Source organism: Pseudomonas sp. H3_D04, assembly GCF_054669175.1.
In genome coordinates, this window is sequence record NZ_CP162801.1 from 6,402,964 (window position 1) to 6,429,257 (window position 26,294).

The window sequence follows — 26,294 nt, forward strand, 5'->3', positions numbered from 1 at the left end:
ACCTTTGCGTGGCGTCCGTAGGCATTTGGCCTGTCTGCGCCGGTCATACCATCGCATCAAAGGGCACTGTCGAAACACCGGTGCCTTACCGAGACGAATGGCGCATAGATGCCGCTGGGAGAGACGCGATGTTCAGCAAGCAAGACCAGATCCAGGGTTACGACGATGCACTGCTGGCGGCGATGAATGCCGAGGAGCAACGCCAGGAAGATCACATCGAGCTGATCGCGTCAGAGAACTACACCAGCAAACGCGTCATGGAAGCGCAAGGCAGCGGCCTGACCAACAAATACGCCGAAGGCTATCCGGGCAAGCGCTACTACGGTGGCTGCGAGCACGTCGATAAAGTTGAAGCGCTGGCCATCGAACGCGCCAAGCAACTGTTCGGTGCCGACTACGCCAACGTCCAGCCGCACTCCGGCTCTTCGGCCAACAGTGCTGTGTATCTGGCCCTGATCCAGCCGGGCGACACCATCCTCGGCATGAGCCTGGCCCACGGTGGTCACCTGACCCACGGCGCCAAAGTGTCGTCCTCGGGCAAGCTGTACAACGCCGTGCAGTACGGTATCGACACCAAGACCGGGCTGATCGATTACGACGAAGTCGAGCGCCTGGCGGTCGAATGCCAGCCGAAGATGATCGTTGCCGGCTTCTCGGCTTACTCCAAGACCCTCGACTTCCCACGTTTCCGTCAGATCGCCGACAAGGTCGGTGCGCTACTGTTCGTCGACATGGCCCACGTGGCCGGTCTGGTCGCTGCTGGCCTGTATCCGAATCCGCTGCCGTACGCCGACGTGGTCACCACCACCACCCACAAGACCCTGCGCGGTCCGCGTGGCGGCCTGATCCTGTGCAAGTCCAACGAAGAAATCGAGAAAAAGCTCAACGCTGCGGTATTCCCCGGCGCACAGGGCGGCCCGCTGATGCACGTCATCGCCGGTAAAGCCGTGTGCTTCAAGGAAGCGCTGGAGCCTGGTTTCAAGGTTTACCAGCAACAAGTGATCGACAACGCCCAGGCCATGGCCGGCGTGTTTATCAAACGCGGCTACGATGTAGTGTCCGGCGGCACCGATAACCACCTGTTCCTGGTCAGCCTGATCCGTCAGGGCCTTACCGGCAAAGAGGCGGATGCAGCACTCGGTCGCGCCCACATCACCGTCAACAAGAACGCTGTCCCGAACGATCCACAGTCGCCGTTCGTGACCTCCGGCCTGCGCATCGGCACCCCGGCGGTGACCACGCGCGGCTTCAAGGTGACCCAGTGCGTGGAACTGGCCGGCTGGATCTGCGACATCCTCGACAACCTCGGCGACGCCGACGTGGAAGCGAATGTTGCCCAGCAAGTGTCGGCCCTGTGCGCGGACTTCCCGGTTTATCGCTGAGCGCGGTTTTGGAGTAAATGACTATGCAACGCTACTCGGGCTTCGGCCTCTTCAAACACTCCCTCAGCCATCACGAAAACTGGCAGAAAATGTGGCGCACGCCGACCCCTAAAAAGGTCTATGACGTGGTCATCGTCGGCGGTGGCGGGCATGGTCTCGCCACGGCTTACTACCTGGCCAAAGAGCACGGCATCACCAACGTGGCCGTGGTCGAGAAAGGCTGGCTGGGCGGCGGTAACACCGCGCGCAACACCACCATCGTTCGCTCCAACTACCTGTGGGACGAGTCGGCGCACCTGTACGAACACGCGATGAAATTGTGGGAAGGCCTGTCCCAGGATCTGAACTACAACGTCATGTTCTCCCAGCGCGGCGTTTACAACCTGTGCCACACCCTGCAAGACATCCGTGATTCCGAGCGTCGGGTCAGCGCCAACCGCCTCAACGGCGTCGACGGCGAACTGCTCGATGCCAAGCAAGTGGCCGACGAGATCCCGTACCTCGACTGCTCGAAGAACACTCGCTACCCGGTGATGGGCGCAACCGTTCAGCGTCGCGGCGGCGTGGCCCGTCACGATGCCGTGGCGTGGGGCTTTGCCCGTGCCGCCGACGCACTGGGCGTGGACCTGATCCAGCAGACCGAGGTGATCGGCTTCCGCAAGGAAAACGGCGTGTGCATCGGCGTTGAAACCAACAAAGGCTTCATCGGCGCCAAGCGCGTCGGTGTGGTGACCGCCGGTAACTCCGGGCACATGGCCAAGCTGGCCGGTTTCCGCCTGCCGATCGAATCCCACCCGCTGCAAGCGCTGGTGTCCGAGCCGATCAAGCCGATTATCGACAGCGTGATCATGTCCAACGCCGTACACGGTTACATCAGCCAGTCCGACAAGGGCGACCTGGTGATCGGCGCCGGTATCGACGGCTACAACGGCTACGGCCAGCGTGGTTCGTACCCGGTGATCGAACACACCATCCAGGCCATCGTCGAGATGTTCCCGGTGTTGTCCCGCGTGCGCATGAACCGGCAGTGGGGCGGCATCGTCGACACCACACCGGATGCCTGCCCGATCATCTCGAAAACCCCGGTCCCGAACATGTTCTTCAACTGCGGTTGGGGCACCGGCGGCTTCAAGGCCACACCTGGCTCGGGCAACGTGTTTGCCGCGAGTCTGGCCAAGGGTGAAATGCACCCATTGGCTGCACCTTTCTCCATCGACCGTTTCCACAACGGTGCGTTGATCGATGAACACGGCGCTGCTGCGGTTGCCCACTAACAGGAGAAATCCCCATGTTGCATATCTTCTGTCCTCACTGCGGCGAGTTGCGCTCCGAAGAGGAATTCCACGCATCCGGCCAGGCGCACATTCCGCGCCCACTGGATCCGAACACCTGCACCGACGAGGAGTGGGGCGACTACATGTTCTTCCGCGATAACCCTCGCGGTCTGCACCACGAGTTGTGGGATCACGTCGCCGGTTGCCGTCAGTATTTCAACGCGACCCGCGACACCGTGACCTACGAGATTCTCGAGACCTACAAGATCGGCGCCAAGCCGCAGTTCACCGACAAGACCGATAGCCCGAAAGCGGCCACGACGGCTCTGGGAGAGAAGGTATGAGCCAGATCAATCGCCTGTCCAACGGCGGACGGATCGACCGCAACAAAGTGCTGAGCTTCACCTTCAACGGTCAGGTCTACAAAGGCTTTGAAGGCGATTCGCTGGCCGCTGCCCTGCTGGCCAACGGTGTCGACATCATCGGTCGCAGCTTCAAGTACTCCCGTCCGCGCGGCATCTTCGCTGCCGGCGCTGAAGAGCCGAACGCCGTGCTGCAGATCGGCGCGACCGAAGCCACGCAGATCCCGAACGTACGTGCCACGCAACAAGCGCTGTATCAAGGCCTGGTCGCCACCAGCACCAACGGCTGGCCAAGCGTCAACAACGACATGATGGGGATTCTCGGCAAGGTCGGCGGCAAGCTGATGCCGCCGGGCTTCTACTACAAAACCTTCATGTACCCGCAATCGTTCTGGATGACTTACGAGAAGTACATCCGTAAGGCCGCCGGCCTTGGCCGCTCGCCGACCGAGAACGATCCGGATACCTACGACTACATGAACCAGCACTGCGACGTGCTGATCGTCGGCGGTGGCCCCGCAGGTCTGGCCGCTGCACTGGCGGCTGCGCGCAGCGGTGCTCGTGTCATCCTCGCCGATGAACAGGAAGAGTTCGGCGGTAGCCTGCTCGACTCCCGCGAAAGCCTCGACGGCAAGCCAGCGGTCGAGTGGGTCGCCAGCGTCATCGCCGAACTCAAAGACACCCCGGACGTGCTGCTGTTGCCGCGCGCCACGGTCAACGGTTACCACGACCATAACTTCCTGACCATTCACGAGCGCCTGACCGATCACCTCGGCGACCGTGCTCCGATTGGCCAGGTGCGTCAGCGCATCCACCGGGTTCGCGCCAAACGTGTGGTGCTGGCGACCGGCGCTCACGAGCGCCCACTGGTCTACGGCAACAACGACGTGCCGGGCAACATGCTGGCCGGCGCTGTCTCGACTTACGTTCGCCGTTACGGCGTGGCACCGGGCAAGAAACTGGTGCTGTCGACCAACAACGATCACGCCTACCGCGTTGCCCTGGATTGGCTCGATGCCAGCCTGCAAGTGGTGGCCATCGCCGACGCCCGCAGCAATCCGCGCGGTGCATTGGTTGAAGAAGCGCGCGCCAAAGGCATTCGCATCCTGACCGGCAGCGCCGTGATCGAGGCCCGTGGCAGCAAGCACGTGACCGCCGCTCGCGTCGCCGCGATCGATGTCAAAGCACACGCCGTGACCAGCCCTGGCGAGTGGCTTGATTGCGATTTGATCGCCAGCTCCGGTGGTTACAGCCCGGTTGTTCACTTGGCTTCTCACCTGGGCGGCAAACCGATCTGGCGTGAAGACATCCTCGGTTTCGTACCGGGCGAAGCACCGCAGAAACGCGTGTGCGTCGGTGGCATCAACGGCGTCTATGGCCTCGGCGATTCGTTGGCCGATGGTTTTGAAGGCGGCGCTCGCGCAGCCAGCGAAGCCGGTTTCAGTGTGGTCGAAGGCACGTTGCCGAAAGCCCTGAGCCGTCTCGAAGAGCCCACCCTGGCGCTGTTCCAGGTGCCACACGAAAAAGGCACCGCGCGCGGACCGAAGCAATTCGTCGACCTGCAAAACGACGTCACCGCCGCCGCCATCGAACTGGCGACCCGCGAAGGCTTCGAGTCGGTCGAGCACGTCAAACGCTACACCGCACTGGGCTTCGGCACGGACCAGGGCAAGCTCGGCAACGTCAACGGCCTGGCCATCGCCGCCCGTTCGCTGAACGTGACCATCCCGCAGATGGGCACCACCATGTTCCGCCCGAACTACACGCCGGTTACCTTCGGCGCCGTGGCCGGTCGTCACTGTGGGCACATCTTCGAACCGGTGCGTCACACCGCGCTGCATCACTGGCACGTGAAAAACGGCGCCGAGTTTGAAGACGTCGGTCAGTGGAAGCGTCCTTGGTACTTCCCGAAAAACGGTGAAGACATTCACGCTGCGGTGAAACGCGAATGCAAAGCCGTGCGCGACAGCGTCGGCCTGCTGGACGCTTCGACCCTGGGTAAGATCGACATCCAGGGCCCGGACACCCGCGAGTTCCTGAACCGCATCTACACCAACGCCTGGACCAAGCTCGACGTGGGCAAGGCCCGTTACGGCCTGATGTGCAAAGAAGACGGCATGGTGTTTGACGACGGCGTGACTGCATGCCTGGCCGACAACCATTTCGTGATGACCACCACCACCGGCGGCGCTGCACGCGTGCTGCAATGGCTGGAAATCTACCACCAGACCGAATGGCCAGACCTGAAGGTGTACTTCACGTCCGTGACGGATCACTGGGCAACCATGACCCTGTCCGGGCCGAACAGCCGCAAGCTGCTCAGCGAAGTGACCGACGCCGACCTGAGCAACGAAGCCTTCCCGTTCATGACCTGGAAAGAAGCGTTGGTCGGCGGTGTGCCGGCGCGGATTTTCCGGATTTCGTTTACCGGTGAGCTGTCGTACGAAGTCAACGTGCAAGCCGACTATGCGATGGGCGTGCTCGAGAAAATCGTCGAGGCTGGCAAGCAGTACAACCTGACCCCGTATGGCACCGAAACCATGCACATCCTGCGGGCCGAGAAAGGCTTCATCATCGTCGGTCAGGACACTGACGGCTCGATGACCCCGGACGACCTGAACATGGGCTGGTGTGTCGGTCGCACCAAACCGTTCTCGTGGATTGGCCAGCGTGGCATGAACCGCGAAGACTGCGTGCGTGATCAACGCAAACAGCTGGTGGGCCTGAAACCGATCGACCCGACCAAATGGCTGCCGGAAGGTGCGCAACTGGTGTTCAACACCAAGCAGACGATCCCGATGACGATGGTCGGTCACGTCACTTCCAGCTACCTGCACAACTCCCTGGGCTATTCGTTTGCCATGGGCGTGGTGAAGGGCGGTTTGAAGCGCATCGGTGAGCGCGTGTTCGCACCGCTGGCCGATGGCAGCGTGATCGAGGCGGAAATCGTTTCTTCGGTGTTCTTCGATCCAAAGGGTGATCGTCAGAACATCTAATGGCTTCGGGTCCTGTGGGGTGCCTGCTACCGCCTTCGCGAGCAGGCTCGCTCCCACAGGAGATCGCGGTCAAATGTGGGAGCTAGCCCGCTGGCGATGACGGCAGTGCAGCCATCACAGGAACCAACAGAATTCAGGAAAGGTGCTTTATGACCGCAGCTAATGTTTACCAACAACGCCCAACCACCGGGGCCAAGGCCGAGTCGTCGCTGCATCATGCCGACCTCGCCAGTCTGGTGGGCAAGGGCCGTAAAAGCGCCGGCGTGATCGTGCGTGAGAAAAAACTCCTCGGCCACCTGACTATTCGTGGTGATGGCCACGATGCGGCGTTCGCCGCTGGCGTGCACAAGGCCCTCGGGATCGAACTGCCGGCCGCGCTGACCGTCGTCGTCAAAGGCGAAACCAGCCTGCAATGGATGGGGCCGGATGAATGGCTGCTGATTGTGCCGACCGGCGAAGAATTCGCCGCCGAGCAAAAACTGCGTGAAGCGCTGGGCGACCTGCACATCGCGATCACCAACGTCAGCGGCGGCCAGCAGATCCTCGAACTGAGCGGCCCGAACGTGCGCCAGGTGCTGATGAAATCCACCAGCTACGACGTGCACCCCAACAGCTTCCCGGTGGGCAAGGCTGTCGGCACCGTGTTTGCCAAGTCGCAACTGGTGATCCGCCACACCGCCGAAGACACCTGGGAACTGCTGATCCGTCGCAGCTTCTCGGATTACTGGTGGTTGTGGTTGCAGGATGCAGCGGCGGAATACGGCCTGAGCGTCCAGGCCTGATCAGGAGGCGATCACCTGTGGGAGCGAGCCTGCTCGCGAAGGCGGTATCTCAGCGACATTGATGTCGACTGACACGCCCTCTTCGCGAGCAGGCTCGCTCCCACAGGAGAATGTTTTGTTCCCCGAACTCTCAGGAGTCACCGCACTATGAGCCGCGCCCCAGACACATGGATTCTGACCGCCGACTGCCCAAGCGTCCTCGGCACCGTGGACGCGGTGACCCGCTTTCTGTTCGAGCAGGGCTGCTACGTCACCGAGCACCATTCCTTCGATGATCGGCTCTCGGGCCGTTTCTTCATTCGCGTGGAATTCCGCCAGCCCGATGGCTTCGACGAGCAAGCCTTCCGCGCCGGACTGGAAGAGCGTGGCAAAGCCTTCGGCATGGTCTTCGAGCTGACACCGCCGAACTACCGGCCAAAAGTGGTGATCATGGTCTCCAAGGCCGATCACTGCCTCAACGATTTGCTCTACCGCCAACGCATTGGCCAATTGTCGATGGACGTGGCCGCCGTGGTGTCCAACCACCCGGACCTCAAACCGTTGGCCGACTGGCATCAGATTCCGTATTACCACTTCCCGCTGGACCCGAACGACAAGCCGTCGCAAGAGCGTCAGGTGTGGCAGGTGATCGAAGAGTCCGGCGCTGAACTGGTGATTCTTGCCCGCTACATGCAAGTCCTCTCGCCAGAGTTGTGCCGCAAACTCGACGGCAAGGCGATCAACATCCATCACTCGTTGCTGCCGGGTTTCAAGGGCGCCAAGCCTTATCACCAAGCCTACAACAAGGGCGTGAAACTGGTCGGCGCCACGGCGCACTACATCAACAACGACCTGGACGAAGGGCCGATCATCGCCCAGGGCGTGGAGGCGGTGGACCACAGTCATTACCCGGAAGACTTGATCGCCAAAGGTCGGGATATCGAAGGGCTGACCCTGGCGCGGGCCGTCGGGTATCACATTGAACGACGAGTGTTTCTCAACGCCAATCGCACGGTCGTTCTCTAGTTCGCTTTCGCGAGCAGGCTCGCTCCCACAGGTTTTGTGTTGGTCACAGACGTGTGTACACCCCCGATCAAATGTGGGAGCGAGCCTGCTCGCGAAGAGGCCCTATCAGGCAACACAAGACACAGGCAATAACCCGAGCAATCAACGCGCCGCCGCTTCATGGCGACGCGACCGCTACATAAAAACAACAGCGAGGTGAAAGCATGTCTGGCAATCGTGGTGTGGTGTATCTCGGCAATGGCAAGGTCGAGGTGCAAAAAATCGACTATCCGAAAATGCAGGACCCGCGCGGCAGGAAGATTAACCACGCCGTCATCCTGCGTGTGGTTTCCACCAACATCTGTGGTTCCGACCAGCACATGGTGCGCGGCCGCACCACTGCTCAGACCGGCCTGGTGCTGGGCCACGAAATCACTGGCGAAGTGATCGAGAAGGGCAGCGACGTCGAAAACCTGCAGATCGGCGACTTGGTCTCCGTGCCGTTCAACGTGGCTTGCGGGCGCTGCCGTTCCTGCAAGGAAATGCATACCGGTGTTTGCCTGAGCGTTAACCCGGCGCGTCCGGGCGGTGCTTACGGTTATGTCGACATGGGCGACTGGACCGGCGGCCAGGCTGAATACGCGATGGTGCCGTATGCCGACTTCAACCTGCTGAAACTGCCTGATCGTGATCGCGCGATGGAAAAAATCCGCGACCTGACCTGCCTCTCCGACATCCTGCCGACCGGTTACCACGGCGCAGTCACCGCCGGCGTTGGCCCAGGCAGCACCGTGTACATTGCTGGCGCCGGCCCTGTCGGTCTGGCCGCTGCCGCGTCCGCCCGCCTGCTGGGCGCGGCGGTGGTGATTGTTGGTGACGTCAACACCGTCCGCCTGGCACACGCCAAGGCCCAGGGTTTCGAAATCGCCGACCTGTCCCTGGACACCCCGCTGCACGAACAAATCGCTGCACTGCTGGGCGAACCAGAAGTGGATTGCGCCGTCGACGCCGTAGGCTTCGAAGCGCGCGGCCACGGCCATGACGGCGTGAAACACGAGGCCCCGGCCACCGTGCTCAACTCGCTGATGGGCGTGGTACGGGTTGCCGGCAAAATCGGTATCCCGGGCCTGTACGTGACCGAAGATCCAGGTGCCGTCGATGCTGCCGCAAAAATGGGCAGCCTCAGCATCCGCTTCGGCCTGGGCTGGGCCAAATCCCACAGCTTCCACACCGGCCAGACGCCCGTGATGAAGTACAACCGCCAGCTGATGCAGGCGATCATGTGGGACCGCATTCACATTGCCGACATCGTTGGCGTGGAAGTCATCAGCCTTGATGACGCGCCACGCGGTTATGGCGAGTTCGATGCGGGCGTGCCGAAGAAGTTTGTGATTGATCCGCATAAGTTGTTCAGCGCGGCGTAGGCGTTACGCAAGACGGGAGAAGGGCGACAGTGATGTCGCCCTTTTTTATGGCTGTCCGGTGACACCTAATTGCTCAAAGAGAATGAGCAGTCATTGTGGGGTTTAGAATAACAGCGATTCGATTCGTCCCAATTCGCAGGCGCCCCGGCTTTCCAGTTGACTACATTGTCTAGAAACAAGGCCAGATTTTGGTAGCGGCAACTCAACTGACTGACTTTCACTGGCCCGTTTTCGGTTTCGTCTTCAGTGATATACGCCGCATCTTCAAAAACCAGAGTCTTAACATCGACCGGTTGTCCCGGATCTTCTCCTTTCCAGATATGGCCGGATCTGTCCTTGGCTTCAAAGCCACTCTTTGTTTTGTAAATAGATGAGGGTTCAGGGCAAGTATCTGCGTAGGTATAGTTACTCACGGTCAGGATTGCTAAAGCGCTGGCAATAATCTTTGTCTGCATGGTGTCTAACCCCCGTTTGTTTGTCCGTAATAAACACTCGCGTTGATACCTATTGCCAGCTAATTGCCGTAAGTGAAGAAAAACAATAGCTTCAGTTGGTATGTACGCAAAAGAGAAGCTGGACTTACGGTCAAAACTAAATAGATTTAATGAGGCTTTTTGTCGCTTACCACTATGATGTTCTTTGCGTACCACTGTCCGTTATCGCCTTGGACTAGGTCATACGTCACCTTATCGCCGACCTTTGGATGACGGTCGCCCGGGTTGATGCAAAAGATAATTGGTTGAGTCTCCAGTTCTATATGTTCCAAACTTTTCGATGGCGACGAAGTAGGTTCGTTAATGACTGTAGTATCGCACTTTTCTGTTTTTCGCCTCATCGCCGTGTCTCCGATAAGAATGGCCTGCCCTAACCACTAGGTGGAAGCAGGCCTGGTCGAGTCTTCAACGACTTTGGTCATTGTTTATTTATTCGGTGCGAACCTGCGCAGCCTGTTGACCTTTTTGCCCTTTTTCTGAAACGTAAGATACTGCTTGTCCCTCTTTCAAAGTTTTAAAGCCGTCTGATTCAATTGCTTTGAAGTGTACGAAAAGTTCCGCTCCTCCACTATCTGGAGTGATAAATCCAAAGCCCTTTTCATCGTTAAACCATTTAACTATACCTGTTTCTCTGCCAGCCATATTAATGCTTCCTACCAGATCGAAAACGAAGAGGTGCGAGCTGCTATTTAATAACTCACTCCCGATTGCTGTTGTTACAAACTCAGCTTAGTTTGTGCTGCGAAACGGTCGCAACTGTCAGATATGACAGATTTTTATACCGGTTCGATGTAGTCAGGTTGTTTCTTATAGCAGTCAATTAACTGGTCTATCTCATGCTATGCACTTCCAAAGGCAAAAAATGCCTGCGCCAGCAAGGAACAACACCCCCCAAACCCCGGTCAAATCGGCAGTTTTCCCGCCCACACACGGGTGGCTCTCACGGCGCAAGAGGATGTCTGGATGAAGATTTCACGCGGTTTAGCACTGGCTTCGCTGATGACCCTCGCGGCCAGCCCGGTCTTCGCCGGTTTCAGCCTGGACGATGTGACCAAAGCGGCTTCGAGCATGCAGGGGGTAATGCTGCCGCAGCGGCTGCGCCAACGTCAGAAACGGCCGGATTGTTGAGCGCGCTCAGCGAATTGAACGTGACACCTCAACAGGCCGTCGGCGGGACTGGGGCGATGCTGGGGCTGGCGAAGAATCAGTTGAACTCGACCGATTACTCGGAACTGGCCAAAAGCGTTCCGGGTATCGACAAGTTGTCCGGCGGCGGTGAGCTGGGTGCGCTGGCCGGCCTGCTTGGGTCTTCCGGCAAGGCGGCCGGTCTGGACAATGCCTTGGGTGCCGTGAAGAACACCAACGATCTGAACAACGCTTTCAGCGCGTTGGGCATGGACAGCGGCATGATCGGCCAGTTTGCCCCGGTGCTGTTGCAATACCTCGGTCAGCAGGGCGTTGGTGGCTCGTTGCTGGAAAGCCTGGGCGGGATCTGGGGCGCCGGCACCGGCAGTTGATTCAACGGCGCTCGGCGCGCAACGCGTCGATGCGTTGATCCTTCTCGATCCAGAGTTGGTTGACCCAGTTCTGGACCGTTTCGCGAAACACCGGATCGTTTTCGTAATCGCCTTGCCACAATGCCGGGTCGAGCTCTCGGGTCTTGATGTCGATGATGACCCTCGGCACGTTGCCGCTGAGCAAGTCCCAAAACCCCGGAATCTGCTGCTGCGGATACACCACCGTCACATCAAGCACGGCATCCAGCTGTTCGCCCATTGCCGCCAGGACAAACGCCACGCCGCCGGCCTTGGGCTTGAGCAGGTGAGTGAAGGGTGACTGCTGCTGAGTGCTTTTCGCTGCGGTGTATCGGGTGCCTTCCAGGTAATTGACCACGGTCACCGGCTGACGCTTGTACAACTCGCACGCCGCTTTAGTGATCTCCAGATCCTTGCCGGCCAACTCAGGGTGCTTGGCCAGGAATGCCTTGGTGTAGCGCTTCATGAACGGATAATCCAGGGCCCACCACGCCAGCCCCAGGAACGGCACCCAGATCAGTTCCTTCTTGAGGAAGAACTTGAAGAATGGCGTGCGGCGGTTCAGGGCCTGGATCAACGCCGGGATATCGACCCAGGATTGATGGTTGCTGATCACCAGGTATGAGGTATCGACGCGCAGACCCTCGCCACCACGAATGTCCCACTGGGTCGGGATGCACCACTTGAAGATCAGCTTGTCGATCTCGGCCCAGGTTTCGGCGATCCACATCACCGCCCATGAGGCGTAGTCGCGATGGCGACCAGGCAAGACCAGTTTGAGCAGCGCAAACACCATCAGCGGCCCGATCAGGACCAGGGTGTTGAGCAACAGCAGCAGGGTAACGAAACAGCCGGTGAGCAGGCGGCGCATAAGTAACTCTTGAAAGCGTTTGGGCGCGTCATGATATTCAGCTTCGGGCCGCAGGCCAAATCGGCGGTGACGAATGTTTCACCTTTACATCGTTATGCTTGCCGCCTGATGAGATCACCTGTGGCGAGGGAGCTTGCTCCCGCCGGGCTGCGAAGCGGCCCCAAAAACTAATGTGAAGCGGCGTGTCAGGAACACCGAGTTGAATGGATTTACGGCGGCTTCGCCGCCCAACGGGAGCAAGCTCCCTCGCCACAAAGCTAGGTGGCCGTCCAACTATCTTTGTTGTTTGCGGTCTAGAATTTGGCCACTGCGCCCCCATTCCCAAAGGATGCCCATTACGTGAAATCCCTCCTTGCACTGCTTTCTCTCGTGGCCCTGCCGGTCCTGGCCGCCGAGCCGACGCTGTACGGGCGTTACGAATACATTGCGCTGCCGGAAATCGGCGGCGAAGTCCTCAAGGCCAAAATGGACACCGGCGCCCTGACGGCCTCGCTGTCGGCCAAGGACATCGAAACCTTCACCCGCGACGGCGACGAGTGGGTCCGTTTCCGCCTCGCCACCAAAGATGCGAGCAACAAGGTCTACGAGCACAAGGTTGCGCGGATCAGCAAGATCAAGACCCGCTCCGAAGAGGATGACGATGACAAGGAAGCTGTCGAGCCGACCAAGCGTCCGGTAGTCGATCTGGAACTGTGCCTGGGCAACGTCAAGCGCACCGTCGAGGTCAACCTTACCGACCGCAGCAGCTTCAACTATCCGCTGTTGATCGGTGCCAAGGCCTTGCGTGAATTCGGTGCGGCGGTCAACCCGGCGCGGCGTTTCACAGCCGACAAACCCGACTGCTGATTGACGGAACGAGAGGCTTGGGGCACCGTTCGCCCACTTAACTGCCGGGCTCGGACGCCATGCCTCATATCCTGATTGTCGAAGACGAAGCGGCGATTGCCGACACCCTGATATTCGCGTTGCAGGGCGAGGGGTTCACCACGACCTGGTTGAGCCTCGGCGCGGCGGCGCTGGAGCATCAGCGCCAGACCCCGGCCGACCTGATCATTCTCGACATCGGCCTGCCGGACATCAGCGGCTTCGAGACCTGCAAGCAACTGCGGCGTTTCAGCGAAGTGCCGGTAATCTTCCTCAGCGCCCGTGACGCGGAAATCGACCGCGTCGTGGGCCTGGAAATCGGCGCCGACGACTACGTGGTCAAGCCGTTCAGCCCCCGGGAAGTCGCGGCGCGGGTCCGGGCGATTCTCAAGCGCATGGCGCCGCGACCGGTGGCCGAAGTCTCATCGGCGTTGTTTCGGGTCGACTGCGAACGCGTGCAGATCAGCTATCGCAATCAACCATTGAGCCTGACGCGGCACGAATTCCGTCTGCTGCAATGCCTGCTGGAACAACCCGAACGCGTCTTCAGTCGCGAGCAATTGCTCGATGCGCTGGGCGTGGCCGCCGATGCCGGTTACGAGCGCAGCATCGACAGCCATATCAAAAGCGTGCGCGCCAAATTGCGTCTGGTGAAGGCTGACGCCGAACCGATCCAGACCCATCGCGGCCTCGGTTACAGCTACAGCCCGGGGCACAGCTGATGCCGTTGGGGATCCGGATTTTCCTGGTCTACGTGCTGTTTATCGGCCTGACCGGTTACTTCGTGCTCAACACCGTGATGGAAGAAATCCGCCCAGGGGTGCGCCAGTCCACGGAAGAAACCCTGGTCGACACCGCCAACCTGATGGCCGAGATCCTGCGCGACGATTTCAAGGCCGGCACCCTCAACCAGAACCGCTGGCCCGAGCTGCTCAGGGCCTATGGCGAACGGCAGCCGAAGGCAAGCATCTGGGGCTTGCCGAAGAACCAGGTCAACCACCGGATTTACGTCACCGACGCCAAAGGCCTCGTGGTGCTGGACTCCAGTGGCGCAGCGGTGGGGCAGGACTATTCACGATGGAACGACGTCTACCTGACGTTGCGCGGTGAATACGGCGCACGTTCCACCCGCAGCGATCCGAACGATGCGACCTCTTCGGTGATGCACGTCGGCGCGCCGATTCGCGACAACGGCCGGATCATCGGCGTGGTCACCGTGGCCAAACCCAACAGTTCGTTGCAGCCTTACGTGGATCGCACCGAACGTCGATTGCTCGCTTATGGCGCCGGGTTGATCGGCCTGGGCCTGCTGTTCGGCGCGCTGTTGTCATGGTGGCTGAGCGCGGCGCTGCGGCGGTTGACCGCCTATGCCCAAGCGGTGAGTGAGGGCCGGCGCGTCGAGGTGCCGCATTATCGCGGCGGGGAGTTGGAGCAACTGGCGACGGCGGTGGAACAGATGCGAACCCAGCTGGAAGGCAAAGCCTACGTCGAGCGTTATGTGCACACCCTGACCCATGAATTGAAAAGCCCATTGGCGGCGATTCGCGGTGCAGCTGAGTTGCTGCAAGGTGAAATGCCGTTGGCTCAGCAGCAGCGTTTCGTCAGCAACATCGACAGTGAAAGTGTGCGGATGCAGCAGTTGATTGAGCGGTTGCTGAACCTGGCACAGGTCGAACAGCGTCAAGGGCTGGAAGAGCGGGTGGCGGTGCCGTTGGCGGGTTTGGTGGATGAGTTGCTCAACGCCCAGGCCGCGCGGATCGAAGGGAAAAAGTTGCGCGTGGAACAGAGGATTGCGCCGGATATGACCCTGCATGGCGAGCCGTTTCTGTTGCGTCAGGCGCTGGGGAATCTGCTGGAGAATGCTTTGGATTTCACCCCGCCTCAGGGGCTGCTGCGGTTCAGCGCCGAGAGGGTCGGCGAGCAGATCGAGTTCAGGTTGTTCAATCAGGCCGAGGCGATTCCCGACTATGCGTTACCGCGTTTGAGCGAGCGTTTCTACTCGCTGCCGCGCCCGGACAGTGGGCGCAAGAGCACCGGGTTGGGGCTTAACTTTGTGGAAGAAGTGGTGAAGCTGCATGGTGGGGCATTGAGCATCGGCAATGTCCAGGGTGGTGTTGAAGTCAGGTTGCGCCTGGCTTAGGACCGAGTCGCGGCCCATCGCGAGCAGGCTCACTCCTGCAGGGGGACCGCAGATCAACTGTGGGAGCGAGCCTGCTCGCGATGGGGCCGGCCCAGACTCCACACAATCTCCATATTCCCCTCATAAATCCCCCACACACCGATTCCAGACTCTCCCCATCCAAACAGGGAGAGTCCCATGAACCGCAGCCTGACCCTAAAACTCGGGGCAATCGCCCTTCTGATTCTGCTATTGCTGATCCCGTTGCTGATGATCAACGGCGTCATCCAGGACCGCCAGCAATTGCGCGACGGTGTGCTTGAAGACATTGCCCGCAGCTCCAGCTACAGCCAGCAACTGAACGGGCCGCTGATGGTGGTGCCGTATCGCAAAGTGGTGCGCACCTGGAAGCTCAACGAAAAAACCAACCAGCGTTATCAGGAAGTCGGTGAGGAGCGCGGTCGTCTGTATTTCCTCCCGGAACGCTTCGAACTCGATGGCCAGGTGCAGACCGAACTGCGCTCCCGAGGCATTTACGAGGCGCGACTGTTCCACGCAGACAACCGCATCAGCGGGCATTTCTCGGTCCCGGTGCAACTGGGCATCAAGGAAGACTTCGCCGATTACCAGTTCGACCAACCGTTTCTGGCGGTCGGGATCAGCGACATTCGCGGCATCGAAAACGCCCTGAAACTCGAACTCAATGACCAGCGCCTGGACTTTGTTCCGGGGACCCAAGTGGGTTGGTTAGGCGAAGGTGTACACGTGACGTTGCCGGCGCTGGATACCAAGCAAGCCACGGAGTTGACCTTCGGTTTCGACCTTCGGCTGCAAGGCACCGGTCAGTTGCAGATCCTTCCGGTGGGTAAGACCAGCAAAGTGTCGCTGAGCGCCAACTGGCCGCACCCAAGCTTCATCGGCAACTACCTGCCGGCCCAGCGTGAAGTCACCGATCAGGGGTTTACCGCCAACTGGCAGACCTCGTTTTTCTCCACGAACCTGCAGGAAGCGCTGAGCAGTTGTGTGTCCGGCGGTGGGTGCGAGGCGTACAGCGGCCGCAGCTTTGGCGTGAGTTTCATTGATCCGGTGGACCAATACCTCAAGAGCGATCGGGCGATCAAATACGCACTGCTGTTCATCGTGCTGACCTTCGCCGGATTCTTCCTCTTCGAAGTGCTGAAAAGCCTGGCGGTGCACCCGGTGCAATACGCATTGGTGGGGGTTGCGCTGGCATTCTTCTACCTGTTGCTGCTGTCGCTGTCGGAGCACATCGGTTTTGCCCTGGCTTATCTGTTGTCGGCCGGCGGCTGCGTGTTGCTGATCGGGTTCTATGTCTGCCATGTGTTGGGCAGCGCGCGTCATGGCTTGAGCTTTTCGGCGGGGTTGGCGGCGTTGTATGGCTTGCTCTACGGCTTGTTGAGTGCCGAGGATTACGCGCTGTTGATGGGCTCGTTGCTGCTGTTCGGCTTGCTCGGCGTGTTCATGGTGCTGACCCGCAAGCTGGATTGGTACGGGATCGGGCAGAAGCCGGCCAAGCCGTTGGCGTTTGATCTGGGGGTGGTGGAATGAGCCGGTCGTTGGGGTTGCGCGAGGATCAGCGGGTGAGGGAAGAGTTGGTGGCGCGGATATTCGGTTTGTTTCCTGTTGACCCGGTGTGGTGCCATCGTGAGCAGGCTCGCTCCCACAAGGGATCTGCAGTGAACACAAGGTTCGTACACACCACCGATCAACTGTGAGCGAGCCTGCTCGCGATGAGGCCGGTACAGCCAGCGAAGATCTAGACCTTCGGCATCGTCGCCACCATCGACGGCCGCTGACTCACCTCAAAATACCAGGCCGCCAATTGCGGATTCGCCTCGCGCCATTGCAGATCCGGATGGCGCAGGTCGAGGTAACCCAGCGCACACGCCACGCTGATCGCCGCCACATCGAAATGGCTGGTCAGCTCGGCAATCGCGTCCTTCTCCAACAGCGCCAGCGCGCGACGAATCTTGTCGCGCTGGCCATCGAGCCATTCGTCCCACTGTTTTTCGGGGGCGCGCAGGGCCACTTCGTACCGAACCACCACCGACGCGTCCATGATCCCGTCGGCCAGCGAGGCCAGGGTCAAACGGCGCCAGCGGGCCGAACCGTCGCGGGGGATCAGCGGGTTGCCGACGTGTTGATGATCGAGGTAATCGAGGATCACCCGGCTGTCATGGATGACGTTGCCGTCGGCCAGGCGCAGGGCCGGGATCTTGCCCAGCGGGTTGTCTTCGTTGAGCGCCTGATCCGGGCTTACCGGTGTGAGCACGCAGTCTTGCAACGCCACGCGGTCGGTCTGACCGGTTTCGTGCAGCAGCACCATGACTTTGCGGACGAAGGGCGATAACGAATTGTGGAACAGGGTCATGCTGGGGGCGGACATGGCAGCGTCTCGGAGTTGGGCAGTGCTGGGCAGCATAGCGCGTTCAAGAGATTGCTCAAGATCGTGGGGGCGAGCCTGCTCGCGAAGAGGTCGTTTATATTCAGCACCCCTGTTGAATGTCAGGCCGCCATCGCGAGCAGGCTCGCTCCCACAAGGATCAGCGGCGTTGCAGCAGGCCGCGCAGGGCAAGCACAGCGGGGACGCCCAAGCCAAGCCAGCTCAAGGCATCCCACACGCCGTCGCCCAGCAACGCGGCGAACAACCCCGCGGCACTGAGCAGCGCGATCACGGTGGGCGTGGCGAAGACCTTCCAGAAGTTCGACTGTCGTGGCCTCATGCTTGAGCCTCCGCCTGCTCGAGCCCAGGTTTCGCCGCCTTGCGCCGCACTACCCACAGATAAACCCCGCTGCCCAGCACGACGATGGTCAGCCCATCCAGAGTCGCCCAGAGGATTTTCATCGGCATGCCACCGTAATCACCAAAGTGCAGGGGTTGCGACATGCCCATGGCGTCCATGTACCACGGTCGTTCCGCCACCGCCGTGACTTGCAGGGTGCTGGCGTCAATCAACACCGGGGTCAGCAGGTGCGAAGTCAGGTGGGTGCTGCCTTTCATGAACACGGCGTAATGGTGTTCGCTGGAAAACCGCGTGCCGGGGAAGGCGATGAAATCGGGTTGCATGCCCGGCGCGACTTCCTTGGCGATGTCGAGTAAACGGGTCGCGGGTGCCAATTGCGTCAGCGGTGGCGCGTCGCGGTAGGGCGCGATCATCGTGCTCAGTGCGTCGTTGCGCCAGGCGGCGATCAGCAGGTCGGCGCAGGCACTGATCACGCCGGTCACCCCAACCACCAGTGCCCAGGTCAGGGTGACCACGCCGATCAGGTTATGCAGGTCGAGCCAGCGCAGGCGAGTGGATTTGTCCTGGCGCACGCTGGCGAATTTCAAGCGGCGCATGAACGGCAGGTACAGCACCGTCCCGGAAATGATGGCAACGACAAACATCAGCCCCATGAACGCCAGCAACAACTTGCCCGGCAGACCGGCGAACATGTCCACGTGCAGGCGCAGCATCACCATCATGAAACCGCCGTTGGCCGACGGCATCTCCAGCGCTTCGCCGGTGCGGGCGTCGAGCATGAAGGTGTGCGACGAATTGGGCTCGGTACCGGCGGTGGCCGCCATGATGGCGATCGCGGCGTTGGGCTCTTCTTCGTCGAAGCCGAAATACTGCATGACTTCGCCGGGGCGATGTTTTTCCGCCGCCTGCACCAACTGCTGCAAATTCAGCTGCGGGGTGTCCGCCGGCATTTGCTTCAACTCGGCGGCATCGCCCAGCAGGTGGTCGATCTCGTGGTGGAAGATCAACGGCAGGCCGGTCAGCGCCAGCATCAGCAGGAACACGGTGCAGATCAGGCTGGTCCAGGTGTGGATGAACGACCAGCGGCGAATTGTTTTACTTTTCATTTGATGGCCTTCAGAAATACCAAAGCCGTCCCCGAAGGACGGCTTGGTCTTGGAGCGTTCAGCTCAGGCAATTACCACTTGTAAGTTGCACTGGCGACGACGCTGCGCTGGTCGCCGTAGTAGCAGTAGAAACTGTCACAGGTGGAGATGTAGTCCTTGTCCAACAGGTTGGTGGCGTTCAGTGCCAGCGACGCGCCTTTCAGGCTGTTGTCCAGACGGCCGAGGTCGTAATGGACCGCCGCGTCGAACACGGTGTAGGCATCGGCCTTGCCCAGCCAGGTGTTGCCCTGATCGCCGTAGGTGTTGCCGGTGTAGCGAGCGCCGGCGCCAATGCCGAAGCCATCCAGCACGCCGGTGTGCCAGGTGTAATCGGCCCACAGCGAAGCTTGTTGGTTGGGCATCAGTTGCAGTCGGTTGCCCTTGTAGTCGCCTTTCTGCACTTCGGATTTGGCCAAGGTGTAGGCCGCGATGATTTTCAGGTTTTCGGTGACGTCGGACACCGCTTCCAGCTCCAGGCCCCTGACCTTCACTTCGCCAGTCTGGCTGGTGATCGGTGTGGCGCCGACGGTGGTGGTGACCGAGACGTTTTTCTGGGTCAGGTCATACACCGCTGCGCTGAGCAGGGTGTTGCTGCCCGGTGGCTGGTACTTGATGCCCAACTCCCACTGCTTGCCTTCGGTCGGCTTGAACGATTCGGTGCTGGAGGCTGATGCGCCAGTGGTGGGTTGGAAGGATTCGGCGTAAGACAGATACGGCACAAAGCCGGAGTCAAACACATAGCTGATCGCCGCGTTGCCGCTGAAGGCTTTGTCGCGCTGGGTGTTGGTGGCATCGCCCTTGTTGAAAAACTCGGTGCTGGTGTGGACCCAATCCTCACGTCCGCCGACGGTCAGGCGCCATTGGTCGAGGGCCATTTGATCCTGTACGTACAGGCCGGTCTGGTAGGTCTTCTGGTTGTAGTCGTAGAACGCGGTGGAGCGCGGTGGACGAACGATGGGCTGGCCATAGATCGGGTTGTTGACGTTGGTGGTCAGCCCGTCGCCGAAAATCGAGGTGTAGTTGGTGTTGCTGCGCTGGTGGTCGAGACCCAGCAGCAGGGTGTGACGGACATTGCCGGTGGCGAAGTCGGCCTGGAAATTGTTATCCACGGCGAACTGGCTGATGTCTTCATCGACGATGGTGCTGGTGCGCCCGACGTTGCCTTCGTTATCCACTTGGGTGAACGGATACGAGCCGACAGTGAGCCCCTGGAACGACAGATCGGATTTGGTGTAACGCAGGTTCTGCTTGAACTGCCAGACGTCGTTCAAGCGATGTTCGAACGCATAGCCCAGAGCGTAGTAGGTGCGGTCGTAGTATTCCCAGTCCGGGTCGCCGAGATTCTTATGATGGGAAACCTTGCCGAACGGCATGTCGATCTTGGTGCCCTGCACCGGCAGGAACTGGCTGGTGATGCCGGTATCGTCGCGGGTGAATTGCGTGAGCAGGGTGAAGCGGGTGTCTTCGTCGATGTTCCAGGTCAGGCTTGGCGCGATGTTGTAGCGCTTGTTGTCGACGTGATCGATCTGCGTGCCGCTGTCGCGCACCACGCCGCTCAGGCTATAGAGGAACTGGCCTTCGTCATCAATTTTGCCGGTGCTGGCGAAGTTGATCTGGCGCTGGTTGTCGCTGCCGTATTGCAGCTGGATCTCGTGGCTGTCTTCAGCGCTTGGACGGCGGCTGACCATGTCCAGCAAGCCACCCGGCGGGGTCTGGCCGTAGACCGACGACGCCGGGCCGCGCAGCAGGGCGAGGCGATCGAGGTTCCAGGTTTCCTGTTTCGGGTTGGCGTAGGTGCCTTTCGGCAGCGGCAGGCCATCGAGGAACTGGGTCGGCTCAAAGCCCCGGACCCGCAGCCAGTCGGCACGGGTGTCGCTGCCGTAGCTGCTGGCGACGATGCCGGGCATGTAGCGCACGGCGTCATCGAGGTTCTGCACATTGCGATCTTCCATTTGCTGGCGAGTGGCGACCGATATCGAGCGCGGCGCTTCGACCAGCGCGGTGTCGGTCTTGCTGCCGGCGGCGGTGCGCGTGGCGACGTAGCCTTCCACCGGGCCCCAGGCGCTTTCAGTGTTTTGGACACCGATGACGGCGGTTTCCGGCAGGGCCAGCGTCCCCTCGGGAATGGCGGCCAGGCTGTAGGTGCCGGCGCTGCTTTGCTCCAGTTGCAGACCGGTGCCGCGCAAGGCTTCACGCAGGGCGCTGGCGGCGTCGTACTGGCCCTTGACCGGCGCTGAGGTCTTGCCCGCGGCCAGCGAAGGGTTCAACGACAGCGCGAGGCCCGCCTGGCTGGCGATCTGGTTCAGCGTGCTGGCCAATGGCGCGGCCGGCAGGTTGTAGGCGCGAACGCTGGACGCCTGTTCAGCGGCAATCAGCTGACTGCTGGCCAGCGGGGCGCAAAGGGCAATGGCGATGGCCAGCAAGCTGGGGCGCAACAAGGTGTCTAGCGAACGGGACATACAGCGGCTCCTGAATGGAAATATTTCTCAATTGCCTAGGTGCCGAATGAGAATCCCAAAGTGATAGGGCTGGATGAAAATAATTTCGATTCAGTAAGTGAGGGGCTGAGTCTAGATGTGTGCTGTTGTGGACGGCCTCTTCGCGGGCAAGCCTCGCTCCTACGGGTTTTGTGTCGACCTGTGGAGCGATGACATCCTGTAGGAGCGAGGCTTGCCCGCGAAGGCGGCCGATCAGACGCAACACCCCTCAGGGCTTGGCTTCGGCCTTCGCCACCGTCACCCACCACGGCGTGTGCTGTTCGATCTGCACGGGCAAGGTCGGCAGCAGCGCGCTTAGCGCCTTGTCGGTGTCGTGCAGGGGGAAGCTACCGGTGATCCGCAGGTCAGCCACCTCCGGCGCAACGCCCAAATGCCCCCGTCGATATCGACCGAGTTCGTGCACCAGGTCTTCCAGTCGTGTGTTGTCCACCACCAGCATGCCGCGGGTCCAGGCATCGGCGCCGAGGTTCAGCGCGACGATTGGGCCCAGGCCATTGCTGCGCATCAGCACTTGCTGGCCTTCACGCAGGATCTGCTCTTCAGGGCTCGACTGCGGATGGGCGGCCACCGCGGACTGCAACACGCTCAGTCGCGTGCCGTCGTCCTCGCGCTTGACCAGGAACCGCGTACCCAGCGCGCGCAGGCTGCCTTCACGGGTTTCGACGATAAACGGCCGAGCGTCGCCATGACCGGTTTCGACGAGGATTTCCCCTTCCTGAAGGATGATCAGCCGCTGCTTCTCGTCAAAACGCACGTCCACCGCGCTGTGGGTGTTGAGGTTGATCAGCGTGCCGTCGCTCAGGCGCAGGGTGCGCTGCTCGCCGGTGGCGGTGCGCTGGTCGGCCAGCCAATAGTCGATGGGCAAATGACGATCACCGACGAACAGCGCCAAGCCGATTACTGCGACGACGCTGGCCAGGCCACTGCCGAGCTTGCGCACCCGTCGGCGAATGCTTTCGCGCGATTGCAATAACGCCGTGCGCGCCGGGCCGCTGGCGACGCTGAAACGCTGGTCGAGCATGCCCAGCTGGCGCCAGGCCCGCGCGTGTTCCTCGTGGGCGGCGTGCCATTTGGTGAACTCTTCGCGCTCCACCGGGCTGCCGGAATCCAGGGATAATTGCCAGGCAATCGCGGCGTCCAGCACTTGGGCTGATACCGGTTTGGAACTGGCCGGGCTCATACCGGCTCACCGTACAGCGCGATGTAGCACTGACGAATGCCTTGGGCCAGGTATTGGCGAACCCGAGGCACTGACACGCCCAGGCGCTCGGCGATTTGCGCATGGCCGAGGCCGTCGAGGCGGTTATAGAGAAACGCCGCCCGGGCCTTGCTGGAAAGTTTGCCAAGCAGGCGGTCGATGTTTTTCAGGTCTTCGAGGATCAGCTGCTGTTCTTCCACCGACGGTTGTTCGCCTTCGGGGATCAGCATCAATTCGGTGAGGTAGGCCTGTTCCAGCGCTGCGCGACGGAAATAATCGAACAGCAAGCCCTTGGCGATCGCCACCAGAAACGCCCGTGGTTCACGAGGCTCCTTCAGCTCATCACGGCCGAGCAGGCGCATGAAGGTGTCCTGACTCAGGTCTTCGGCTCGTTGTGGGCAGGCCACATTGCGTCGTAGCCAGGCCAATAGCCACCCGCGATGGTCGCGATACAACGCACCAACGAGCTCACTTTGGGGGCTTTGGACTGACGACACGCAGCATCACCGATTGGGAAGTGTTAACTAACGAGAATTGTTCGCGATTGTGGCAGAGGCGGGGGAGGTAAGCAATTGGCCACTGGTCAGGTGGTTTTTGATGGGTAGTCTTCAGGTGGACCGCGTTGTCGTGCTTCGCGGGCAAGCCTCGCTCCTACAGGATGTCGTCGTTCCACAGATCGACACAAAACCTGTAGGAGCGAGGCTTGCCCGCGAAGGCGTCAGAACAGGCGCCGCAGATTTAGAAGGACGGCGCCCGCTGCCGGCGTTTCCACTGACTCACCCGCTGCTGCAAATTCAACGGGCTATGAATCTGCTGCTGCCGCGCCCGGCTGAACAGAATCAACGCCAGCTCCGCGGTGGCCAACGCATCGGCGCTGGCGTTGTGCCGTTCGAAGACTTCCAGCTTGAACCAGTCGATCCAGTCATCGAGCCCGGCATCGCGAATGTGCGCCTGAGGACACAGCAACGGTGCGATGTCCGCCACATCCAGAAAGGTATTCTGCAATTTGTAGCCCAGATGCTCTTTCAGCGAACGCCCCAGCATGTGTTGATCGAACGGCGCATGAAACGCCAGCACCGGGCTGTCTCTGACGAACTCCATAAATTCGACCAATGCCTGAGCCGGATCGCTGCCAGCGGCAATCGCGCTAGGCCCCAGACCATGAATCAATACGCTGGGCCCTACCTTCATATCCGCGCATTGCAGCGTGCGTTCGAACTGCTGGCTGAAATCGATCGCTCCGTCTTCGATCACCACCGCGCCGATGGACAACACCCGGTCCTTGTTCAGGTTCAGCCCGGTGGTTTCCAGGTCGAGCACCACCCAGCGCTGCTCGCGCAGACTGCATTCACTCAGATCGGCCGCCGAGGGTAAGCGTTGCAGACGTAGCTGGAGTTCAGCGGTCAGGCTTGGGCCTGCCGGACGCAGCCATGAAAACAGGCTCATAGCTGATACCGCAGGGCCAGGCTGCTTTGCAGGCGTTGAGCCTGGCGCAGGGATTCACGCAGGATCCGTCGGTCCAGATGATTGAGGCTGTCAGGATCGACCCGGTTTGAGTAGGGCAAGTTCTCCCGAGTCTGTAGCTGATGTTGCTGCATGCGGGTTTGCTGGATGAAGTGGTAGGCCTCTTCATACGCAGCGCCGTCGAGCCGTTCGATGACCTCTTTGGCCACCAGTTCGCGAAAGCGCTCCAGGGTGTTGTTGGACTCGATGCCATGGGCCAGGGCCAGCAATCGGGCGCCATCGACGAAAGGCGTCAGCCCCTGGACTTTCAGATCCAGCGTGGCTTTCTCGCCATTCTTGCGCGCCAGCACGAACTCACGGAAACGCCCGACCGGAGGGCGGTTGCGCAAGGCGTTCTCGGCCATCATCCGCTGGAACAACCGGTTGTCATTCACCTGATCGAGAATTCCCCGACGCAGCTGCTCGCAACCTTGTTCGTCGCCCCAGACCACCCGCAGGTCGAAATAAATGCTCGATCCCAGCAGGTTCTCCGGCGTCGCCTCACGAATAAACGCCGCAAAACGCCGCGCCCATTCGGCCCGGGACAAACACAGTTCGGGGTTGCCGGCCATGATGTTGCCCTTGCACAGCGTGAAGCCGCAGAGTGCCAGGCTCTGGTTGATCTGCTGGGCAATCGGCAGCAATTTTCCGCGAATTTCGGCGGCATGCGCCGCGTCCCGGGCTTCGAACAGAATGCCGTTGTCCTGATCGGTGTGCAGCGTCTGTTCGCGGCGGCCTTCGCTGCCGAAGCACAGCCAGCTGAATGGAATGCCAGGGTCACCTTTTTCGGCGAGGGTCAGTTCGATCACCCGGCACACGGTGTGATCGTTGAGCAAGGTAATGATGTGGGTGATCTGGGTCGAGGAGGCACCGTGCGCCAGCATGCGTTCGACCAGTTGGCCGATCTCGCCGCGCAGCGCCACCAGGTTTTCCACTTTCTGGGCGCTGCGAATAGTCCGCGCCAAATGGACGAGGTCCACCCGTTGCAGGGAAAACAGGTCGCGCTCGGACACCACGCCGCACAGACGATGGTCCTTCACCAGGCAGACGTGGGCGATGTGCCGTTCGGTCATGGCGATCGCTGCATCGAAGGCGCTGTGGTCCGGCGACAGGAAAAACGGCGCCTGGATCATGTGGCGTTCGATCGCTTCGTTGAAGTCGTCAGTGCCGTCGGCCACCACATGGCGCAGGTCGCGCAGGGTAAAAATGCCCAGCGGGGCTTTGCGCTCGTCGACAATCACGATGCTGCCGACCTGTTGCTCATGCATCAGGGTCACGGCTTCACGCAATGGCGTGGCGGGGCTGCAAGTCACCGGATGGCGCATGGCCAATTCGCCCAGTCGCGTGTTCAGCGAATATTGAGTACCGAGGGTTTCCACGGCTTTTTGCTGGACTTGCTGATTGACCTGATCCAGCAGGCTGCTGACACCGCGCAGGGCGAAGTCGCGAAACGTGGTGGAAAGGGCGAACAACTTGATGAACGCCAGCTTATTGAGCTGAAGGCAAAAGGTGTCTTCGGCCGCCAGGTGTTCGGTGCGGGTCGCCCGTTCGCCCAGCAGCGCGGCGAGGGGGAAACACTCGCCGGTGGTGATTTCGAAGGTGGTTTCGGTGCCGCCCTTGGCCGTATGCGGGCGCTCACCCACAACCCGTCCTTGTTTGACGATGTAGAAATGCTCGACCGGCCCGTCGGCCGGTTTGATGATGCTTTCGCCGGGCGCATAAAAACGCAGCTGACATTGTTCAACCAGGTACGCCAGGTGCGCGTGTTCCATTTGATTGAAGGGCGGGAATCGCTGAAGGAATTGCAAAGTGCCCTGAATGTTCTGCAACACCGCGGTTTTCCCTGCCTGTGTAAAGGCGTCCTCTCTACTCATAACCATTACCGCAGTCTTTTTTGAATTGTTGTCGGATGACTACCCCCATGGTCGGCTCGTACATGCAGGGTGCCCATTGGACGTAAGTCTAGGTCGGGGCGTGCAGGCTTCGGAAGTTAGGAAATGTCTGACGCAAATGCAGGAAAAACCTCCTACATTGGCTATAGGAAAAGTTTCCGACGAAGTGCACATTGAAGGTCTACTTAGCGATGTCTGACGAAAGT

22 protein-coding genes and 1 pseudogene are annotated in these 26,294 nt (G+C 60.5%); 12 read left to right on the forward strand and 11 right to left on the reverse strand.

Annotated features, from left to right (window positions below):
- The first annotated feature begins 128 nt into the window (after positions 1-128).
- The 7 genes from glyA to fdhA all read left to right on the forward strand — a co-directional run bounded on the left by glyA (position 129) and on the right by fdhA (position 9,204).
- On the forward strand, positions 129-1,382 hold the full coding sequence (glyA, locus tag AB4N91_RS29385; RefSeq protein WP_145306798.1) for a serine hydroxymethyltransferase: 1,254 nt from the start codon (positions 129-131) through the stop codon (positions 1,380-1,382).
- Positions 1,383-1,405: 23 nt separating this feature from the next.
- Positions 1,406-2,656, forward strand: a complete 1,251-nt coding sequence (locus AB4N91_RS29390; protein ID WP_007947735.1) for a sarcosine oxidase subunit beta — start codon at positions 1,406-1,408, stop codon at positions 2,654-2,656.
- 14 nt (positions 2,657-2,670) lie between these two features.
- Positions 2,671-3,000, forward strand: a complete 330-nt coding sequence (locus AB4N91_RS29395; RefSeq protein WP_010467039.1) for a sarcosine oxidase subunit delta — start codon at positions 2,671-2,673, stop codon at positions 2,998-3,000.
- A complete protein-coding gene (locus AB4N91_RS29400) occupies positions 2,997-6,014 on the forward strand; it encodes a sarcosine oxidase subunit alpha (RefSeq protein ID WP_102593738.1) in 3,018 nt (1,005 codons plus the stop codon). Before AB4N91_RS29395 ends, AB4N91_RS29400 begins: the two co-directional genes overlap by 4 nt.
- Before the next feature lie 149 nt (positions 6,015-6,163).
- Positions 6,164-6,796, forward strand: coding sequence for a sarcosine oxidase subunit gamma (locus AB4N91_RS29405; protein WP_010467044.1), 633 nt, complete (start codon positions 6,164-6,166; stop codon positions 6,794-6,796).
- A gap of 147 nt (positions 6,797-6,943) precedes the next feature.
- Positions 6,944-7,801 carry a formyltetrahydrofolate deformylase gene (gene purU, locus AB4N91_RS29410; protein ID WP_010467046.1) on the forward strand — a complete coding sequence of 286 codons (858 nt, stop codon included), beginning with the start codon at positions 6,944-6,946 and terminating at the stop codon, positions 7,799-7,801.
- Positions 7,802-8,004: 203 nt separating this feature from the next.
- Positions 8,005-9,204, forward strand: coding sequence for a formaldehyde dehydrogenase, glutathione-independent (gene fdhA / locus AB4N91_RS29415; RefSeq protein ID WP_077747277.1), 1,200 nt, complete (start codon positions 8,005-8,007; stop codon positions 9,202-9,204).
- A 65-nt stretch (positions 9,205-9,269) separates the two neighbouring features.
- On the opposite strand, the gene AB4N91_RS29420 is transcribed toward fdhA, so the two are convergent.
- Positions 9,270-9,854: a DUF3757 domain-containing protein gene (locus AB4N91_RS29420; RefSeq protein ID WP_191650635.1), complete on the reverse strand. Its 585-nt coding sequence runs from the start codon at positions 9,852-9,854 to the stop codon at positions 9,270-9,272.
- Between the two features lie 273 nt (positions 9,855-10,127).
- Positions 10,128-10,340, reverse strand: coding sequence for a cold-shock protein (locus AB4N91_RS29425; protein WP_010467055.1), 213 nt, complete (start codon positions 10,338-10,340; stop codon positions 10,128-10,130).
- 321 nt (positions 10,341-10,661) lie between these two features.
- Here AB4N91_RS29425 and AB4N91_RS29430 point away from each other — a divergent pair.
- A pseudogene (locus AB4N91_RS29430) lies at positions 10,662-11,215 on the forward strand (DUF2780 domain-containing protein).
- Between the two features lies 1 nt (position 11,216).
- Here AB4N91_RS29430 and AB4N91_RS29435 read toward each other — a convergent pair.
- The gene (locus AB4N91_RS29435; RefSeq protein ID WP_145306808.1) at positions 11,217-12,104 is read right to left on the reverse strand and encodes an acyltransferase; all 888 of its coding nucleotides are present in this window, start codon (positions 12,102-12,104) and stop codon (positions 11,217-11,219) included.
- A gap of 339 nt (positions 12,105-12,443) precedes the next feature.
- On the opposite strand from AB4N91_RS29435, the gene rloA2 reads away from it, so the two are divergent.
- From rloA2 to creD, 4 genes are all read left to right on the forward strand, one after another.
- Positions 12,444-12,950, forward strand: coding sequence for a retropepsin-like aspartic peptidase RloA2 (gene rloA2, locus AB4N91_RS29440; RefSeq protein ID WP_010467060.1), 507 nt, complete (start codon positions 12,444-12,446; stop codon positions 12,948-12,950).
- 59 nt (positions 12,951-13,009) lie between these two features.
- The gene (creB, locus tag AB4N91_RS29445) at positions 13,010-13,690 is read left to right on the forward strand and encodes a two-component system response regulator CreB (protein ID WP_169857132.1); all 681 of its coding nucleotides are present in this window, start codon (positions 13,010-13,012) and stop codon (positions 13,688-13,690) included.
- Positions 13,690-15,108 carry a two-component system sensor histidine kinase CreC gene (gene creC / locus AB4N91_RS29450; protein WP_460111996.1) on the forward strand — a complete coding sequence of 473 codons (1,419 nt, stop codon included), beginning with the start codon at positions 13,690-13,692 and terminating at the stop codon, positions 15,106-15,108. Before creB ends, creC begins: the two co-directional genes overlap by 1 nt.
- A 177-nt stretch (positions 15,109-15,285) precedes the next feature.
- Positions 15,286-16,656: a cell envelope integrity protein CreD gene (creD, locus tag AB4N91_RS29455; protein ID WP_460111997.1), complete on the forward strand. Its 1,371-nt coding sequence runs from the start codon at positions 15,286-15,288 to the stop codon at positions 16,654-16,656.
- A 208-nt stretch (positions 16,657-16,864) separates the two neighbouring features.
- Here creD and AB4N91_RS29460 read toward each other — a convergent pair whose 3' ends face one another.
- From AB4N91_RS29460 to AB4N91_RS29495, 8 genes are all read right to left on the reverse strand, one after another.
- Positions 16,865-17,494 (reverse strand): glutathione S-transferase, encoded by a 630-nt coding sequence (locus AB4N91_RS29460; protein WP_010467070.1) that lies wholly within the window; start codon positions 17,492-17,494, stop codon positions 16,865-16,867.
- A gap of 157 nt (positions 17,495-17,651) precedes the next feature.
- On the reverse strand, positions 17,652-17,831 hold the full coding sequence (locus tag AB4N91_RS29465; RefSeq protein ID WP_010467072.1) for a hypothetical protein: 180 nt from the start codon (positions 17,829-17,831) through the stop codon (positions 17,652-17,654).
- The gene (locus AB4N91_RS29470; RefSeq protein WP_460111998.1) at positions 17,828-18,958 is read right to left on the reverse strand and encodes a PepSY-associated TM helix domain-containing protein; all 1,131 of its coding nucleotides are present in this window, start codon (positions 18,956-18,958) and stop codon (positions 17,828-17,830) included. Before AB4N91_RS29470 ends, AB4N91_RS29465 begins: the two co-directional genes overlap by 4 nt.
- Positions 18,959-19,029: 71 nt before the next feature.
- Positions 19,030-21,456: a TonB-dependent siderophore receptor gene (locus tag AB4N91_RS29475; RefSeq protein WP_282411994.1), complete on the reverse strand. Its 2,427-nt coding sequence runs from the start codon at positions 21,454-21,456 to the stop codon at positions 19,030-19,032.
- A gap of 247 nt (positions 21,457-21,703) precedes the next feature.
- Positions 21,704-22,675, reverse strand: coding sequence for a FecR domain-containing protein (locus AB4N91_RS29480; protein WP_010467080.1), 972 nt, complete (start codon positions 22,673-22,675; stop codon positions 21,704-21,706).
- Complete coding sequence (locus AB4N91_RS29485) at positions 22,672-23,190, reverse strand: RNA polymerase sigma factor (protein WP_010467082.1); 519 nt, start codon at positions 23,188-23,190, stop codon at positions 22,672-22,674. Before AB4N91_RS29485 ends, AB4N91_RS29480 begins: the two co-directional genes overlap by 4 nt.
- Before the next feature lie 241 nt (positions 23,191-23,431).
- Positions 23,432-24,139, reverse strand: a complete 708-nt coding sequence (locus AB4N91_RS29490) for a 3'-5' exonuclease (protein WP_010467084.1) — start codon at positions 24,137-24,139, stop codon at positions 23,432-23,434.
- Complete coding sequence (locus AB4N91_RS29495; RefSeq protein ID WP_154912906.1) at positions 24,136-26,076, reverse strand: putative nucleotidyltransferase substrate binding domain-containing protein; 1,941 nt, start codon at positions 26,074-26,076, stop codon at positions 24,136-24,138. The genes AB4N91_RS29490 and AB4N91_RS29495 overlap by 4 nt, the downstream gene beginning before the upstream one ends.
- Positions 26,077-26,294: the final 218 nt, after the last annotated feature.

Coding starts and splice junctions, on each gene's coding strand:
- glyA (WP_145306798.1), top strand. CDS start 129: ATGTTCAGCAAGCAAGACCAGATCCAGGGTTACGACGATGCACTGCTG.
- AB4N91_RS29390 (WP_007947735.1), top strand. CDS start 1,406: ATGCAACGCTACTCGGGCTTCGGCCTCTTCAAACACTCCCTCAGCCAT.
- AB4N91_RS29395 (WP_010467039.1), top strand. CDS start 2,671: ATGTTGCATATCTTCTGTCCTCACTGCGGCGAGTTGCGCTCCGAAGAG.
- AB4N91_RS29400 (WP_102593738.1), top strand. CDS start 2,997: ATGAGCCAGATCAATCGCCTGTCCAACGGCGGACGGATCGACCGCAAC.
- AB4N91_RS29405 (WP_010467044.1), top strand. CDS start 6,164: ATGACCGCAGCTAATGTTTACCAACAACGCCCAACCACCGGGGCCAAG.
- purU (WP_010467046.1), top strand. CDS start 6,944: ATGAGCCGCGCCCCAGACACATGGATTCTGACCGCCGACTGCCCAAGC.
- fdhA (WP_077747277.1), top strand. CDS start 8,005: ATGTCTGGCAATCGTGGTGTGGTGTATCTCGGCAATGGCAAGGTCGAG.
- AB4N91_RS29425 (WP_010467055.1), bottom strand. CDS start 10,340: ATGGCTGGCAGAGAAACAGGTATAGTTAAATGGTTTAACGATGAAAAG.
- AB4N91_RS29435 (WP_145306808.1), bottom strand. CDS start 12,104: ATGCGCCGCCTGCTCACCGGCTGTTTCGTTACCCTGCTGCTGTTGCTC.
- creB (WP_169857132.1), top strand. CDS start 13,010: ATGCCTCATATCCTGATTGTCGAAGACGAAGCGGCGATTGCCGACACC.
- creC (WP_460111996.1), top strand. CDS start 13,690: ATGCCGTTGGGGATCCGGATTTTCCTGGTCTACGTGCTGTTTATCGGC.
- creD (WP_460111997.1), top strand. CDS start 15,286: ATGAACCGCAGCCTGACCCTAAAACTCGGGGCAATCGCCCTTCTGATT.
- AB4N91_RS29460 (WP_010467070.1), bottom strand. CDS start 17,494: ATGTCCGCCCCCAGCATGACCCTGTTCCACAATTCGTTATCGCCCTTC.
- AB4N91_RS29465 (WP_010467072.1), bottom strand. CDS start 17,831: ATGAGGCCACGACAGTCGAACTTCTGGAAGGTCTTCGCCACGCCCACC.
- AB4N91_RS29470 (WP_460111998.1), bottom strand. CDS start 18,958: ATGAAAAGTAAAACAATTCGCCGCTGGTCGTTCATCCACACCTGGACC.
- AB4N91_RS29475 (WP_282411994.1), bottom strand. CDS start 21,456: ATGTCCCGTTCGCTAGACACCTTGTTGCGCCCCAGCTTGCTGGCCATC.
- AB4N91_RS29480 (WP_010467080.1), bottom strand. CDS start 22,675: ATGAGCCCGGCCAGTTCCAAACCGGTATCAGCCCAAGTGCTGGACGCC.
- AB4N91_RS29490 (WP_010467084.1), bottom strand. CDS start 24,139: ATGAGCCTGTTTTCATGGCTGCGTCCGGCAGGCCCAAGCCTGACCGCT.
- AB4N91_RS29495 (WP_154912906.1), bottom strand. CDS start 26,076: ATGGTTATGAGTAGAGAGGACGCCTTTACACAGGCAGGGAAAACCGCG.